This window comes from Listeria grandensis, from assembly GCF_014322885.1.
Classification (GTDB): domain Bacteria; phylum Bacillota; class Bacilli; order Lactobacillales; family Listeriaceae; genus Listeria_A; species Listeria_A grandensis.
Map to the genome: position 1 here is coordinate 150,943 of NZ_JAASUG010000005.1, position 15,254 is coordinate 166,196.

At 39.6% G+C, this 15,254-nt stretch carries 11 protein-coding genes; all 11 read left to right on the forward strand.

The window, feature by feature from the left end; all coding sequences use genetic code 11:
- The first annotated feature begins 155 nt into the window (after positions 1 to 155).
- The gene (locus HCJ54_RS08655) at positions 156 to 821 is read left to right on the forward strand and encodes an aquaporin (RefSeq protein WP_036066407.1); all 666 of its coding nucleotides are present in this window, start codon (positions 156 to 158) and stop codon (positions 819 to 821) included.
- Positions 822 to 918: 97 nt separating this feature from the next.
- Positions 919 to 1,341 carry a MarR family winged helix-turn-helix transcriptional regulator gene (locus HCJ54_RS08660; RefSeq protein WP_036066406.1) on the forward strand — a complete coding sequence of 141 codons (423 nt, stop codon included), beginning with the start codon at positions 919 to 921 and terminating at the stop codon, positions 1,339 to 1,341.
- Positions 1,342 to 1,352: 11 nt separating this feature from the next.
- On the forward strand, positions 1,353 to 2,501 hold the full coding sequence (locus tag HCJ54_RS08665; RefSeq protein ID WP_244966923.1) for an MFS transporter: 1,149 nt from the start codon (positions 1,353 to 1,355) through the stop codon (positions 2,499 to 2,501).
- A gap of 351 nt (positions 2,502 to 2,852) precedes the next feature.
- Positions 2,853 to 3,941 (forward strand): 3-phosphoserine/phosphohydroxythreonine transaminase, encoded by a 1,089-nt coding sequence (gene serC / locus HCJ54_RS08670; protein ID WP_187137352.1) that lies wholly within the window; start codon positions 2,853 to 2,855, stop codon positions 3,939 to 3,941.
- Positions 3,934 to 5,121, forward strand: a complete 1,188-nt coding sequence (locus HCJ54_RS08675; protein WP_185410513.1) for a phosphoglycerate dehydrogenase — start codon at positions 3,934 to 3,936, stop codon at positions 5,119 to 5,121. The genes serC and HCJ54_RS08675 overlap by 8 nt, the downstream gene beginning before the upstream one ends.
- 67 nt (positions 5,122 to 5,188) lie before the next feature.
- A complete protein-coding gene (locus tag HCJ54_RS08680; RefSeq protein WP_185526516.1) occupies positions 5,189 to 6,430 on the forward strand; it encodes a DUF1015 domain-containing protein in 1,242 nt (413 codons plus the stop codon).
- 237 nt (positions 6,431 to 6,667) lie between these two features.
- On the forward strand, positions 6,668 to 7,831 hold the full coding sequence (locus HCJ54_RS08685) for an ROK family transcriptional regulator (protein ID WP_187137353.1): 1,164 nt from the start codon (positions 6,668 to 6,670) through the stop codon (positions 7,829 to 7,831).
- A 1,865-nt stretch (positions 7,832 to 9,696) separates the two neighbouring features.
- Complete coding sequence (locus HCJ54_RS08690; protein WP_187137354.1) at positions 9,697 to 10,119, forward strand: SRPBCC family protein; 423 nt, start codon at positions 9,697 to 9,699, stop codon at positions 10,117 to 10,119.
- A gap of 600 nt (positions 10,120 to 10,719) precedes the next feature.
- Complete coding sequence (locus tag HCJ54_RS08695) at positions 10,720 to 11,868, forward strand: ATP-binding protein (RefSeq protein WP_187137355.1); 1,149 nt, start codon at positions 10,720 to 10,722, stop codon at positions 11,866 to 11,868.
- Complete coding sequence (locus tag HCJ54_RS08700; protein ID WP_187137356.1) at positions 11,865 to 13,415, forward strand: LA2681 family HEPN domain-containing protein; 1,551 nt, start codon at positions 11,865 to 11,867, stop codon at positions 13,413 to 13,415. The genes HCJ54_RS08695 and HCJ54_RS08700 overlap by 4 nt, the downstream gene beginning before the upstream one ends.
- A gap of 516 nt (positions 13,416 to 13,931) precedes the next feature.
- Positions 13,932 to 15,245: a xylose isomerase gene (xylA, locus tag HCJ54_RS08705; protein WP_187137357.1), complete on the forward strand. Its 1,314-nt coding sequence runs from the start codon at positions 13,932 to 13,934 to the stop codon at positions 15,243 to 15,245.
- Positions 15,246 to 15,254 lie beyond the last annotated feature (9 nt).

Sequence of the window (15,254 nt, forward strand, 5' to 3'; positions counted from 1 at the left end):
TCTCTATGCTACTACGTTAAGGTAAGCGCTTCTTTTTGTCAATACCATTAAATTTGCATCATTTGTGCATTTTATTACAAAAATAAAGGTTTACAAATGACCCATTTCGAGGTATATATAGTAAGTGCGAAAAAAATTCAAAAGGAGGAGAACACATGAGTAAGAAATTATTTGCTGAATTTATTGGAACTTTTGTTTTGGTCTTATTCGGCACAGGTACCGCAGTTTTAGGCGGTGGAATTGAAGGGATTGGGACGCTTGGAATCGCGATGGCATTTGGTTTGTCAATCGTTGCGATGGCGTACAGCATTGGAACTATTTCTGGATGTCACGTGAATCCAGCTGTTTCCGTTGCGATGTTTTTAAACAAGAGAATTTCAGGTAGCGAGTTAGTTGGATACATTGTGGCGCAAGTAGCTGGTGCGATTGTTGGTTCCGTTACATTGCTTTCATTCTTAAATCTTTCTGACATGTCTACTAAAAACTTAGGTCAAAATGGATTTGGAAATATCGGTGCAGGCGGCGCATTCTTAGTAGAAGCAATCTTAACTTTCGTATTTGTATTAGTTATTATCGTCGTTACTGGTAAAAAAGGAAATCCTGCTTTTGCTGGTTTAGTTATCGGCTTGACTTTAGTTTTAATTCACTTACTAGGCATTCCGTTGACAGGAACTTCTGTTAACCCGGCTCGTAGTATCGGTCCAGCTCTATTTGCTGGCGGTGAAGCTTTATCTCAATTGTGGGTGTTCATTGTAGCGCCTATCGTTGGTGGTTTAGTGGCTGCGATTGTTGGTAAATTTGCAATGGATAGTGAAAAATAAAATCTTATTTTAGGGTATGGTAATGGCTATAACTGTTATCATATCTTTTTTTATGATATAGTTGTCATGACAATTAAATGTAGGGAGGGGAATCGCGATGCGGGGATTTTATGAGGATGTGGCGTTTCGGACGAATGTAGTGGCTAAGAAAACAAGCCTTCACTTGCAGCACGGTTTGGAGCGGTTTGATGTGACACCGGAACAGTGGTCTGTTTTGAATGTGGTGGATCAGAAGGCGCCAATTTCGCAACGACATATAGCAGCGTTCACAGAAAAGGACGCTCCGACTGTTAATCGAATTATCGATGTGCTCATTCGAAAAAATTTAATGACAAAGGCAATAGATGCACAGGATCGGCGAATTACATCGCTAGCTTTATCGACAGAAGGTAAACAAAAAGTACAACTGATTCGGAATGTGGTGGAGGAGACGTGCACCCACTTCTATCGGGGGATAGCGGATACGGAGCTAGAAGTCTACTTGGATATCTTGGCACGTATTGAAAATAATTTAGAGTGAGAAGGGATTTTTTGAAGGCGAAATTATGGACGAAAGATTATGTGATATTATTGATCTCCAGCTTATTTTTATATATTGGATTTCAGATTTTTATGCCAACGCTACCTGCGCAAATTATTAAATTAGGTGGTACGGAGACCCAGGCGAGTTTAGCGGTGGGCTTATTTTCGTTGGTCGCTTTGTTCATGCGAGTGATTGCGGGAGGGCTAAATGATCGTTTTGGTGCGAAAATCATGATTTTGGTCGGGTTCTTTGTGTTGATTGCGGTGACGGTGAATTTTTATTGGTCAACGGTAGTCTCGGCATTATTGGTGTTACGGCTATTTCATGGTGTCGGTTGGGGGATTACGACGACCTCGATTGCGACGGGGGTTTCGACGTTAGTGCCACCGAATCGGACGGGAGAAGGTATTGGTTTTTATGGATTGACGACGGCGCTTGGAATGTCGCTAGCGCCGATTATTGCGATTATTTTGATGAACCAGTTTTCATTTAATTTTTTGATTGGGTTTTCGATCGTATTGATGGTATTGGTTTTTCTGTTGGTGACACGGTTGAAAATGCCGAAACAAGCGATAGTCGTGAAGCATAAGATGCAGTTATTTGATAAGGGCGCATTGCTACCAGCGCTGCTCTGTATGCTGATGGTTTTTCCATTAGGTGGTATTCAGACATTTATGATGATTTATGGATTGGAATTACACGTGCAGATGGTCTGGATTTTCTTTGTTGGTCAGGCGATTATGGTGTTGGTAAGTAGGCTTTTTGCGGGACGATTGTATGATTTGAAGGGGCATCGGGTGGTTATTCTTCCAGGAGTCGTGTTGATGGGCCTTGGATTGTGGTGGTTGTCGCTAGCAACGGGAGCTTGGAGTTTATTTGGATCTTCATTGTTTTTCGGTCTTGGCTACGGAATGGTTCAGCCGTCGTTGCAAGCTTTAGCAGTGGATCGTGCGGCACCTGATAAAAAGGGGATTGCGAATGGGACATTTTTATCGGGGATGGATGTTGGGATGGCGCTTGGGAGCTTTGGACTTAGCTTTATCGCGACGCATTATAATTATGCGATGATGTATCGTTGGTCTATTGTTACGCTAGTGATTTTTCTGGTGATTTATTTGATTGTTTTTCGGACGAAGCGATTATTACCCGGGAAATAATGCGAGGATTTATTTTTTCGGGAAAAGTTTTTAAAAGAATACTAGAAAGTCAGTCTCAAGGTTTTTAGCCAAATGGGGACGCTTTCTTGGTGTTTTTTAATAAAAACCCGCAGAATAAGTTAAATTTGTCTGAAAATATTCGTATTTTCTGATATAATATATCCAAGTGTTAGGAGTAAGTATTCTTTCTTGGGTTTGATTAGACTGGAAATGGGAATGAGATACATATGTGAACTCCAAAATAGGCTTTTCGCAATACTTGTAATGCTTGTCACAGTTTTTGTATTAAGACCAGATGTGAGAAATCGAAGTTGTAGGTTGGAAATACGATTGGAACAGGAGAGATGTTGTGTGGAAAGAGCGTATAATTTTTCAGCAGGGCCTGCGATTTTGCCCGTACCGGTTTTAGAAAAGGTGCAGAAGGAGCTATTATCGTACAAAGGTTCAGGAATGTCAGTAATGGAATTAAGTCATCGGTCAGATTTATTTGAGGAAATCCTTGGGGACGCAGAGTCACTATTGCGTGAATTAATGCACATTCCCGAAAATTACAAAATTTTATTCTTACAAGGTGGGGCCAGTCTACAATTCACCATGATACCGATGAATTTGATGGCTGGTAAGAAGGCTTATTTTGTCAACACTGGCTCGTGGTCTGAAAAAGCGATGGAAGAAGCGGCTAAGATTGGTGATATTGAAGTGCTGGCGTCATCTAAAGACAAGAATTTCAGCTATATTCCCGAGATACCGCGCGTGCCATCCGACGCGGCTTATTTGCACATCACAACGAATAACACCATCGAAGGTACTGCTATTTTTACGCCTCCTGAAACTGGTGATGTGCCACTTGTTGCGGACATGTCTTCCAATATTTTGTCGAGTGTGTATGATGTGAACAAGTTTGGCCTGATTTATGCGGGTGCACAGAAGAACATTGGTCCTGCAGGGCTTACGATCGTTATTGTTCGTGAGGATCTGATCGGGAACGTAGCTGGTTTGCCGGCGATGCTTGATTATGCGGTACAAGCGAAGAATGGTTCAATGTATAATACACCAGCGACATTTGCGATTTATGTGGCAAAGTTGGTTTTTGAATGGATTAAGGAGCAAGGTGGCGTGGCGGGAATCGAAGCGCTTAATAGGAAGAAAGCGGCTCTTTTATATGATTATTTGGACGCGTCTTCGATGTTTTCATCTCCTGTAAATAAGGCGGATCGTTCGCTAACGAATGTACCGTTTATGACGGGGTCACCTGATTTAGATAAATTATTTATTAAAGAAGCGGAAGGACTTCATTTTGAAAATTTGAAGGGACACCGCTCGGTTGGTGGTATGCGTGCCAGTATTTACAATGCTTTTCCATATGCGGGTGTCGAAGCGCTGACTGCTCTGATGGAAAAATTTGTTGCGACTCATAAAGGGGGAGAGATCCATGTTTAATATTCAGACTTTCAATGCGATTGCGAAAGAAGGATTACGTAAGTTCGATGTGGAAAAATACTTAATTGATGGGAATCAAGCGCCAGATGGTATTTTACTGCGAAGTTATGATCTACATGATTTTGAGTTTCCTGATAGTGTGAAAGCTGTGGCAAGAGCGGGTGCGGGAGTGAATAATATCCCTGTTGAGGCTTGTGCGGATAAGGGAATCGTGGTTTTTAATACACCTGGTGCGAATGCAAACGCGGTGAAAGAGCTGGTATTGGCGAGTCTATTTATGGGTGCACGGCCGATTTTGGAAGGCTCAGAGTGGGTGAAGACACTTGATGGTTCTGATATTGAGAAGAAAGTCGAAGCTGGGAAGAAGCGGTTTGCTGGGACGGAACTTGCTGGGAAGCGTTTAGGTATCATCGGTTTGGGCGCGATTGGTGCGCTTGTTGCGAATGACGCTTCGGCGCTCGGCATGGAAGTTGTCGGTTACGATCCTTACGTTTCGGTGGATACGGCGTGGCGGATTTCGAAAGAGGTGGAGCGTGCGATGACGCTCGAAGAAGTATTGGCGACATGTGATTATTTGACGGTTCATGTGCCGCTAAAGGATAATACGGCGGGCATGTTCAATCGGGAAACGTTGCAATTGCTGAAACCTGACGCGGTCTTACTTAATTTTTCGCGTGGGGAATTGGTGGACGAGAATGCGATGATTGAAGGGCTGAATGCTGGGCAGTTGCGCATGTACATTACTGATTTTGCGACGGAAGCTTTTGTGAAACATCCCAATGTTGAAGTGTTACCTCATCTAGGAGCTTCGACGGAAGAAGCCGAAACCAACTGTGCCAAAATGGCAGCGAAGGAACTGGCGTCTTTTTTAGAAACAGGTAGTATTAAGAATTCGGTGAACTTTCCAAATGTGGAGATGCCTTATAATGGCCATCCACGCTTGGCGGTTTTCCATCACAATGTGCCGAATATGGTTGGGCAGGTTACGACGGAACTCGCGAATGGTTCGATCAATATTTTGGATATGACCAATCGCAGTAAGGGCGATTACGCTTATACACTGATTGACATGGAAAAAGCGGCGCAAGGGAACTTATCGTTGGTTGAGGAGCGTCTGAACGCGATTCCTGGTGTGATTCGTGTGCGTGCGATTGAACCTGCTGGAGTTACGGCTTACTAAGATAAAATGAATAGCTGCGATGGGATTTCTGTCGTGGCTATTTTTATAAAATAAGGAGGGATTTTTTGTGGTTAAAATTAGGGCTTTTAAGGCGATTAGACCAAGTGCGAAGGAAGCGGTTTATGTGGCTTCGTTGCCGTATGATGTGTTGAATACGGAGGAGGCGCGGAAACTCGGGGATGCAAATCCGATGTCGTTTTTACATATTGATAAGGCGGAGATTGATTTGGCGCCAGATGTGTCACCGTATGATGCGTCGGTTTACGAGCAGGCCGCGTCGAATCTGGCAGAGTTCCAGGAAAAGGGATGGCTTGCGAAAGATGCGAAACCGGAACTTTATTTGTATCAGTTAGTAATGAACGGGCGACCGCAGACGGGGCTTGTGACGTGTACAGCGATTGATGATTATGTCAGTGGCGCGATTAAAAAGCATGAATTGACGCGTGAGGAGAAGGAGCTGGATCGGATTCGCCATGTGGATGTGACGGACGCGAATACGAGCCCGATTTTCTTGACGTATCGGTCGGATGAGCTGGTGAACGATGTCGTGGATGCGTGGATTGGTAGTCATAAGCCAGTTTACAATTTCAAGAGTTTTCATGATGTGACGCATCGGATTTGGGCGGTGGACGATGCGGATGTGGTTCGCGTGCTTACGAAGGCGTTTGAGACGATCCCTGCGCTTTATATCGCGGATGGGCATCATCGTACGGAATCGGCGGTTAAGGTCGGCCTGAAGCGTCGCGAGGAGTTCCCTGATGCTAGTGCAGACGCAGAGTTCAATTTCTTCCTATCCGTGCTATTCCCGCAAGACCAGCTGGAGATTCTCGATTATAACCGTGTTGTCGACGTACCGATCGCAGCTGATTTTCTAGACCAAATTGCTATAAAATTTGATGTTGAAAAGGTCGGGAAGGAAGCGTATAAACCAGCGAAACCGAATACGTTTGGTATGTATCTAGATGGTTCGTGGTACGGTTTGAAAGTGAAACGAGAGTTCGCTGGTGACGGTGTGATTGCGAGTCTTGACGTGTCTATTTTGGCCGATCAGGTGCTCACGCCACTGTTTGGAATCGAGGATATTCGTCGCGATGACCGGATTAATTTTGTCGGTGGGATTCGTGGGTTGGCGGAATTAGAGCAGTTAGTCGATGCAGGAAAATACACTGTAGCGTTCTCGATGTATCCGCCAACGATGGATAATTTGCTGGATGTAGCGGATGCTGGTGAGATCATGCCTCCAAAGTCGACGTGGTTTGAGCCGAAGCTGTTGAGTGGATTGTTTGTACATGATTTGGAGAGTAAATAGATAAAAACTGGTTCCATCACATTTCAGGTGTGCAATGGAACCAGTTTTTTGATGTTTCACGTGAAACATTACGCTGGAAATCGAAACTTCGGCGCCGCTCAGTGTTCAAACCTGCAGATGTATACTGGCAACCTCAAAAATAGAATAGCATCCAAGAACCTTTATTTCAACTTTTACGGTGTTAGGGTTGTGTGTTATACTTTTTAAAAACGGGTAGCTAGAAAGGGACGTATATGTATGACTAAAAAAACTGATCAGGATGTTATGAGAGAAAACAATAAGAAATTAGTATTAAAAACTCTATTTAATGCTGGTCAGACATCAAGAAGTTCGATTGCCAGTGCGATTCATTTGCAAAAATCCACGGTATCTTCTATCGTTCGCGAATTACATGAGGAAGGTCTGATTGAAGAGCTTGGCATCGGTGAGTCTTCCCACACAGGCGGACGTAGACCGAATTTGATTCAATTTAATTATCGGTATGGTTATGTCTTGGCTTTCGATATGGGAGCGAGGCATTTAAGGTATTCGGTGAATTATTTGAATGGTGAGGTGATTCAAAAAGAGTCGCTTCGCTTAACCGGCCGCAATATAAAAGACGTTTTTCAGATGATGCGGGAAGTTATTTCTGGTTTAAAGGCGTTCGATACGATGAAAGGGCTGCTAGGTATTGCGGTATCGACACATGCTCCTGTTCACAAGAATGAGATTCGATATAGTCCATTTTTAGAGCTCGATTCTTTTTCATTGTTAACTGCATTGGAAGAAATTGTTGATGTACCGATCGAGTTTGAGAATGAGGCCAATTTAACCGCAATTTCGATTCGCGATTTTTGGTATTATTCCGGTGAGGAGCCGCTTCAGAACTTGTTGGCGCTGAATATTCATAACGGTATCGGCGTTGGCACGATCATTAACGAGCAGCTTTACTACGGCGTGCAGGGGCTAGCTGGCGAAATCGGTCGTTCGGTCATCTGCAAGGATAAACAAGTATATCGATTGGAAGAGTTATACTCCGAAAAAGCAATTATGGAAAAAATCGCAAAGCATGAAAATAAGCCAGAATTGACGGTAGACGAATTTGCCGCATTGATAAAAAAGAAAGATGTCTTTGTTTTGGAGGTTGTCGATGAATGGATCACGGCGATTGCGCAAATTACTTATAATTTGGTGCAATACAGCGCGCCAGAAGCTGTCTTTCTTTCATCGCGGTCCTTATCGCAATTTCCAGATTTGTTAGACCGCATTTCCGAGGAGTATCAGGCGCTCGATCCGTTAGGAGAAACGCGGATTGAATTCACACCACATGATATTTACGACTCCTCCCTGCTCGGCGGTGTCGCCCTTATTTCGCGACAAGTTTTAGGACTAGAATCGCAAGACCTCATTTTTAAAAAGTGATACATGTTGAATAGGATGGAACACTTGGGGATCTTTAACTCCACTTATGTTCCATCCTTGTGATTACTAGCCTATCATTGTACCCTTCCTTCTGAAGATTAAGTTATTTTAGAACAATAGATCTTCTTCAAATTTTCTTTTAATCTATTGTTGTAAAATAATATTATCTCCATGAGCTCGTCACAGTTCCTGAGTAGTAGCAAATGGTCCCTGCCCTTGTGTAATTTATTCTTACCAGTTTAAGATACCCAGTATAGCGGTTCCCATAACTAGTGGTTGTGAAATGTCTCATTGTTGGACCAGTACCCCCCGTATAGCTTTGGGAAATCGTCATCGTCATACTACTTGAACCTGTTGATGCCTGCGGTGATGGTGACACCTTACCTAAAAATCCAAAAAAGCCAAGTGACAAAACAAATACTAAACCGAGCTTCATACTTAATTTTTCCATTATTCATCGCGTCCTTTCCAAATTACCAAATGTGTGAGTATCCTGGACTGATAAAATTAATAATCGTTCGCTATGTGTTAGCGTTCCTCTTCTACTAAGATAATATACTTAAATTTCTATCGATATAAGTACCCCGAATAATCTGATAAATTTCCGCTAGCTGCACGATACATGTAGCCTGTCTTATAGACATACCCTTTGTACACATACCCATTCTGCGTAATCGTTGCATACATTCTCCCTGGCCCAGATCCTGAACTAAACTTAAAGGACTGCGTATGCTTTATTGATGTTGCCACAGCCACCATAACGTTAGGAGTATTTCCAATTACACCCGCTCCTGTGAAACTAAATGTAAGAGCGCATATGGCGCTAAAAGCTACTAGTAATTTTTTTATTTGTGATCCCTCCTTTTCATTAGTATTAATTATAACATGTAAGCGCTGGTTAATTTGTGTCTAAATTATTAACATTTTCCTTTAAAAGCATTTATTCTATGTAAATTATCCTTCCTTCCCACGATCTTTTTGGAATATTGACGACTTTTTAATGCTCATTTCGTTTCTCGCTATTTATGGCTTATATAGAATCCATTCCAAAATACTCAGCTCTATATAAAAAACTTCAGCATTCCTATAGATTAAAAGAGGTATAAGCTATGAATTCTCCCTAGCTTGTACCTTGATTTTTCGCTCCAATAGTTGACATAGTGCAATGGCAAACTTTTGTCAGATAAAATTTATAAGGTGTTGCGGGATTTAGCCTGTAACACTTTTGTTTTCGAGAGATCTCGTGATACGAAAACTAGTCGGACTTTGGTAATTCAATGCACGATGGAGACGAATACGATTCCACCGAACGAAAAGGAAGGATTCCCAGGTATTTGTCTGGCTCAATTGTGGCGTATTTGATAGAAAGCGCAAAGGATGCTACAGACTAAAAAAGAGGCATAGACCCCAGAACATGGAAGGGAATCTGCACCTCTTCTGCATGTAGAAGGAGATGAAGGGGAGCGCGCATCCACAATCTAGTCCCACTAGATCGATGACTCGCGTAGAACATCTCATTCTATTAGCCAAACTCACATGTGTTCTTTAAACACACCTTTATTATAGCATAGGTGTGTCTAGGGAGTCCGTGACATAAAAGCAAATTTTTCATTACTTACAGCCGTGTAGAAAGCGCTTGCTCTTGTTTTTTCAGATAAGATTATCTCTGGACAATGTTTTAAACGGATGCTTCGATTACTAATCAATTTTCAACATGCTGGAGACACCTTGAAAATTCTGTATGAAAAAGGGGTACCATTTCAACTTTAGTCTACCAGAGCACATATTGCTTGTTAGTAGATGTCGGATGTACTACAATATAAATATATATTTCCATTAAAAAGATATCTAGAAGGAGGTTTATAATGAAACACATTAAAAAAGAGTTTATGCTTGATTGCGGACCTGAAGAGGCTTGGCAATTAGTTGTTGATCGCAGTAAGTATGAAAAATGGGCAGCTGCTTTCCATGAAGGATCGACCTACACTGGTGATATGGGACTTAATAAAACCGTTAACTTTGTTGATGCGGAGGGAAATGGTTTGGTTTCTAAAGTAGTCGTGTTTGAACCAGAAAAAGAAATCAAATTCGCATTTTTAGGTGAAATCAATGATGGGAAATATGTTGAGGTTGCTGCATTTGCAGATATGCTAGAACACTATATATTTGAACCAGTAGATAGCCAGACAAGGATGCTTGTGGATGTTGCAATGGATGATAAATATTATGACATGATGAATGAAATGTGGGACCGAGCGGGTACTGAGCTTGTGAAGTTGAGTAAGTAGTAGAAAAAGCTTGTATATTTTAGATAATGGTGTTAAAACTTACGGGTTTTGGCACCATTTTTAATTTTTAGAGTTCGAAAAAAGGGAGTGGAACAAATGGCTAGAAAATGAGCATCCTTATTGGAGTGTCTTGATAATAGCTATTGTAAATGGTGACTTTATGGAAACGGCGATTTATGGAATATTATTTTATAACATTTTGATGTTGTTAAGTGCTAAGAGAAGAGTAAAAAAAAATAAAGAAAAGTTGGTGAAACGATCAAAGTAAATGTAAAGAAAGAGAGCGTGCTGAAAAAGAGACGCTCATTCTTTGTATATGTAGTGTCAAAAAGCATGCTTTTTGACACATGTGAAAAGGAACGAAAATCTAGTGTCAAAGTATCTGAAAATGGATTTTGAAACATGTAATAGTAAGAGACACTTTTTGACATAGGAGATATATGGATATAGAGGAGGTTTATGTTATAATGTAGCTAGATTATTGAATAAAGCGGATACATTATAGGGGAGAAGTGGTTTTAATCATGAATGAAATAATATGCCCTTATTGTGGAGGTTATACTAATAGTATCTATTACATTAGGAAAGGCTGAAATTAATTTGATAAAAATAAAAGATGAGGTAATTTCTCTTATCAATAGCAAACGTGAAGATGATTATTGGGATTTTAAACAATGTTTTCATGATAACAAAGCTGATTTGTTGCATGATATTATTTGTATGGCAAACAACAGAAGTAATCATGATGGATATATTATTTTTGGTGTTGAGGATAAAACATTTAATGTTTTAGGCGTAAAAGAAGATATTAATAGAAAAAATCAGCAAAATATTATCGATTTTCTAAAAGAGAAGCCTTTTTCAATGAATATTCGGCCTAAAATACAATTAGTCACATTTGAGATTGAAAAGAATGAAATTGATGTTCTCATTGTACACAATACAACTGATACCCCATATTATTTAGTTAATGATTATAAAGAGCAAAGCAGGAATGTAAGAGCAAATTACATCTACACACGAGTAGGCGATACTAATACCGATATTAATAGAAGCGCTGATAGCAATCATGTTGAGTACCTTTGGAAAAAAAGATTTGGACTTCACTTGTCTCCTTTCGAGAAACTAAGGTATCACTTACAGGAAAAAGATAGTTGGTCAGGTTCTGAGAGCATCTGTTACCATAATTTATATCCAGAATATACACTTTCAGAAATGGGTGACGAAGATAACCACCGTGCTGAGTTTTACGCATATGCCATGACAAATGAATCTACTTCCTATGGAATGATTAGTGCTAATTATTTTGGAACAACTCTTTATAGTAGGCAAACAGTTTCTTTAGACAGTGGTAGGTATACTACTGTGGTTCCTGAATGGGGATTTATTCACTACGATAAATATCATCAAACTTTTGATCCTTTCAAATATTTTATCAAAGACAGTATATCATATGATTTACATTTATTTTTGTTGAATGAAAAAAGTGAAGAAGCACTTTGTGCATACAAATCATTCATGGAAATAGTTCTTCTTTTTGAAAACAAGAAAGAAAAAGATGATTTCATTTGTTATATTGAAAGTAATTTAGAATCACTTAAAAATAACATTGCTATTTTGGGAGATTGTTATGATTACCTTCCACTCAACTCCCCTGAAAAAGAACAAGTTATTAGACGTTTGAGAGTTGGAATAGTGCTAAAAAAAATGCAGCATCAATTTGATAAAATAAGATTGGAGAATAAATGAAAAAAAATATCGAAGATAAGCATATAGACCTGCATAACCCTTTAGATAAAAAAGTATTAGAATTACAAACAAAATTTGATAATGCGTTAGATTTACAGGACATTGAAAATTTAGAAATTATATTAGAAGAAACACTACAAACACTTTCTTCCGTAAATCTAAATAGTATTTCTAAGGCTTCACTATATTATTCAATTGCAACAACCCATGGAGATTTAGAGATGTATTCTAAAAAGTATCAAACCGAAGAAAATCAGGAAAAGCAAATTTTTTACTTTAGAAAAAGTTTGGATTCTATTAATGAATTCGGTATTTCTGATCCCAAAAATCCTTATTATTTAGGATTCAAATTAAATCTATATACTAATTACGCAAACTCCTTGAGTCGTATTGGTAGAACAATCGAAGCCATTAAATACTTTCAAAAAGCTTTAGATATTAACCCGAAATTTGGAATGGCACTTGGAAATAGTGGGATAGCATATATATCTTATGCCAATATTATGAGTGATACTAATCACGCGAATATTTTTCACCATGTAGCCTATAAATTGCTTAAAAACACTTTAAGCAATGAAGCAAATCTACACTCTCAAGCGAAACAATATTTTGCATATTATCTATCTTTATATGATGATGATTTCAAGGAAAAATTTTTGGAAACTGAACTCAATTTTGATTCGTTCTCTCTTGGAGAAACAGAGGATGAAGTTGATTATCGGACATGGATACTTCACAATCACCTCTACTTAAATCCAATGAATGATTTGCCGTTTATTGACAGCTTTGTTGCTACGGACATTTTACATTTACCAAGTATGAGAATGAAGATTAGTGGTGGAGTAAACTATAAATTTCACTCTATGTTCAACAATTTGAAGCAAGAATTTATTTCAGCAAGATTTAATTTCTTTGAGTGCACTCAATTAGAAAATGATACACACTATGCAGACAAGGAAACTCATATACTAAATACATTAGACTATACTTCATTTTCAATACGACAAGAAAAACTAAAACTATCTTACCGTTCTTTATATTCTCTTTTTGATAAAGTCGCTTATTTTTTAAATGAATACTTTGATTTGGGTATAAAAGAAAGAGATATTAATTTCCGAAGCATTTGGAAAGAGAAAAAAACAGGACGAAATGGATATGATTATAGAAATATATTGCCTCTCGAAAAGAATCGTGCGCTAAGAGGTATTTACTGGTTGTTTAAAGATTTATTTATCAAGCTTTACGAATCTCCAAGCCCACATGCAAAAGAACTTAACACACTTAGAAATGGACTTGAACATAAATTTGTAAATGTTTATTTAGATAGTCTTTATGATAAAGACTATGAAAGTGTTGAAACTGACTCAATCAATATATCGGAGGAATCTCTTGAAAAATTTACGTATCAACTTTTAAATATGATCAGAGAACTTTTAATATATCTGTCACTAAGTGTTCATATCAATGAACAACAGTCTATTGATGATAATGACGAACCGGTTCCTTCATTGATTATTTCCGAATTAGAAGATGATTGGAAATGTTAACTCCCTTTTAGACCGTCGCGGTTACTCCCTTTTCCGCGGTGGTTTTTTTGTGCGCTAAATAATGTTTGATAAGGGTATGCCCCAAACGAACGTGAAACTATATCCGAATAAACTTAATAGGGGTGTATGATTAGGATGTAGTATGTGAGGGGGAGACTTTGAAAGTTGAGTATTACTTAATTTCATTGTGTGATACTAGCGGAAATCGACCAACACATTGGGCGCGTAAGAGAGAAAATGATTTTTTGTCCTTTCTTTTTTCTTTCGGCTTTTTGAATAGAGCATAACATATTCTATAGTTGTATTATGTAATATTCGATAAAAGATGATATTTCTCCTCAGGAATGCAGATGCAACTGAAACTGCGAGCAAACACGTTCGTGGTTTTTATTTATGAAAAAACTAAATGAAACCGCTTTACAAACGAAGCTAAAAAAGGTATGATATTTTTATAGTTAGTTCGACGCACAAACCAATTGGAATCAGTGTGTTAAATTTATGAGGAGGCTATATATTATGAGTTATTTTCCACAAGTAGAGAAGATTCAATTTGAAGGTAAGGCAACGAAAAATCGGTTTGCATTTCGTCATTATAAGGCGGATGAGGTTGTTTTAGGGAAGCCGATGAAGGAGCATCTGCGTTTTGCTGTAGCGTATTGGCACACGATGACTCAAGATGGTAGTGATCCGTTTGGAATGCCTACGAATGAGCGCACTTGGATCGGGGCAACAGAGATGGATACGGCGAAAAACCGCGTCGAGGCGTTTTTTGAAATCCTTGAAAAACTGGGTGTGGAGTATTTCTGTTTCCACGATATCGATGTGGCGCCAGCGGGTAATTCGATTGAAGAATTCATGAATAATTTGGATGAAATTACGGACTTGATTAAAGTGAAAATGGATCAAACGGGTATCAAATTGCTTTGGAATACAGCAAATATGTTCTCGCATCCTCGTTTTAATAATGGTGCGGGTTCGACGAATGACCCGGAAGTGTTCGCTTATGCGGCGGCGCAAGTGAAGAAGGGTTTGGATATTTCTAAGAAACTTGGCGGCGCGAACTATGTATTCTGGGGCGGCCGTGAGGGTTATGAGACGCTTTTAAATACGGATATGAAATTCGAGCAGGATAATATTGCGCGTTTATTCAAAATGGCGATTGCGTATGGTGAGAAAATTGGTCACAAACCGCAATTCCTTATTGAGCCGAAACCGAAAGAGCCGTCAAAACATCAATATGATTTTGATGCAGCGACAACGATGGCGTTCATTAAGAATTATGGTTTAGAGGGTGACTTTAAGCTGAACTTGGAGGCGAACCATGCGACGCTTGCTGGTCATACTTTTGAGCATGAGTTACGTGTGGCACGCGAATTTGGCGCGTTGGGTTCGATTGATGCGAACCAAGGCGATATGTTGCTAGGCTGGGATACGGATGAGTTTCCAACGAACGTGATGGATGTGACGCTGGCGATGTATGAAATTTTGCAAAATGGTGGTATTGCTCCAGGTGGCGTTAACTTTGATGCGAAGGTTAGACGTTCTTCATTTGCGATGGAAGACTTGTTGCTAGCACACATTGCTGGGATGGATACGTTTGCTCGCGGGCTGAAAGTAGCTGCGAAATTGATCGAGGACAAGTTTATCGAGAACTTGCTTGCGGAGCGTTATGGTAAATGGTCAGGTACGGAGATCGGGAAGTCGATTTTGGCTGGGAAAGAGGACTTGGAGTCGCTTTCTGACTATGCTTATAAAAATGGCGACGATATTAAACTAGAATCGAGTCATATCGAATATGTGAAATCTGTTTTGAATGATTATTTATTTTGAGGGAGTTTT

Bases quoted from the DNA above. Each gene is read 5' to 3' on its own strand.
- HCJ54_RS08685 (WP_187137353.1), top strand. From the start codon at position 6,668: ATGACTAAAAAAACTGATCAGGATGTTATGAGAGAAAACAATAAGAAA.
- HCJ54_RS08700 (WP_187137356.1), top strand. From the start codon at position 11,865: ATGAAAAAAAATATCGAAGATAAGCATATAGACCTGCATAACCCTTTA.
- HCJ54_RS08655 (WP_036066407.1), top strand. From the start codon at position 156: ATGAGTAAGAAATTATTTGCTGAATTTATTGGAACTTTTGTTTTGGTC.
- HCJ54_RS08675 (WP_185410513.1), top strand. From the start codon at position 3,934: ATGTTTAATATTCAGACTTTCAATGCGATTGCGAAAGAAGGATTACGT.
- HCJ54_RS08660 (WP_036066406.1), top strand. From the start codon at position 919: ATGCGGGGATTTTATGAGGATGTGGCGTTTCGGACGAATGTAGTGGCT.
- HCJ54_RS08690 (WP_187137354.1), top strand. From the start codon at position 9,697: ATGAAACACATTAAAAAAGAGTTTATGCTTGATTGCGGACCTGAAGAG.
- xylA (WP_187137357.1), top strand. From the start codon at position 13,932: ATGAGTTATTTTCCACAAGTAGAGAAGATTCAATTTGAAGGTAAGGCA.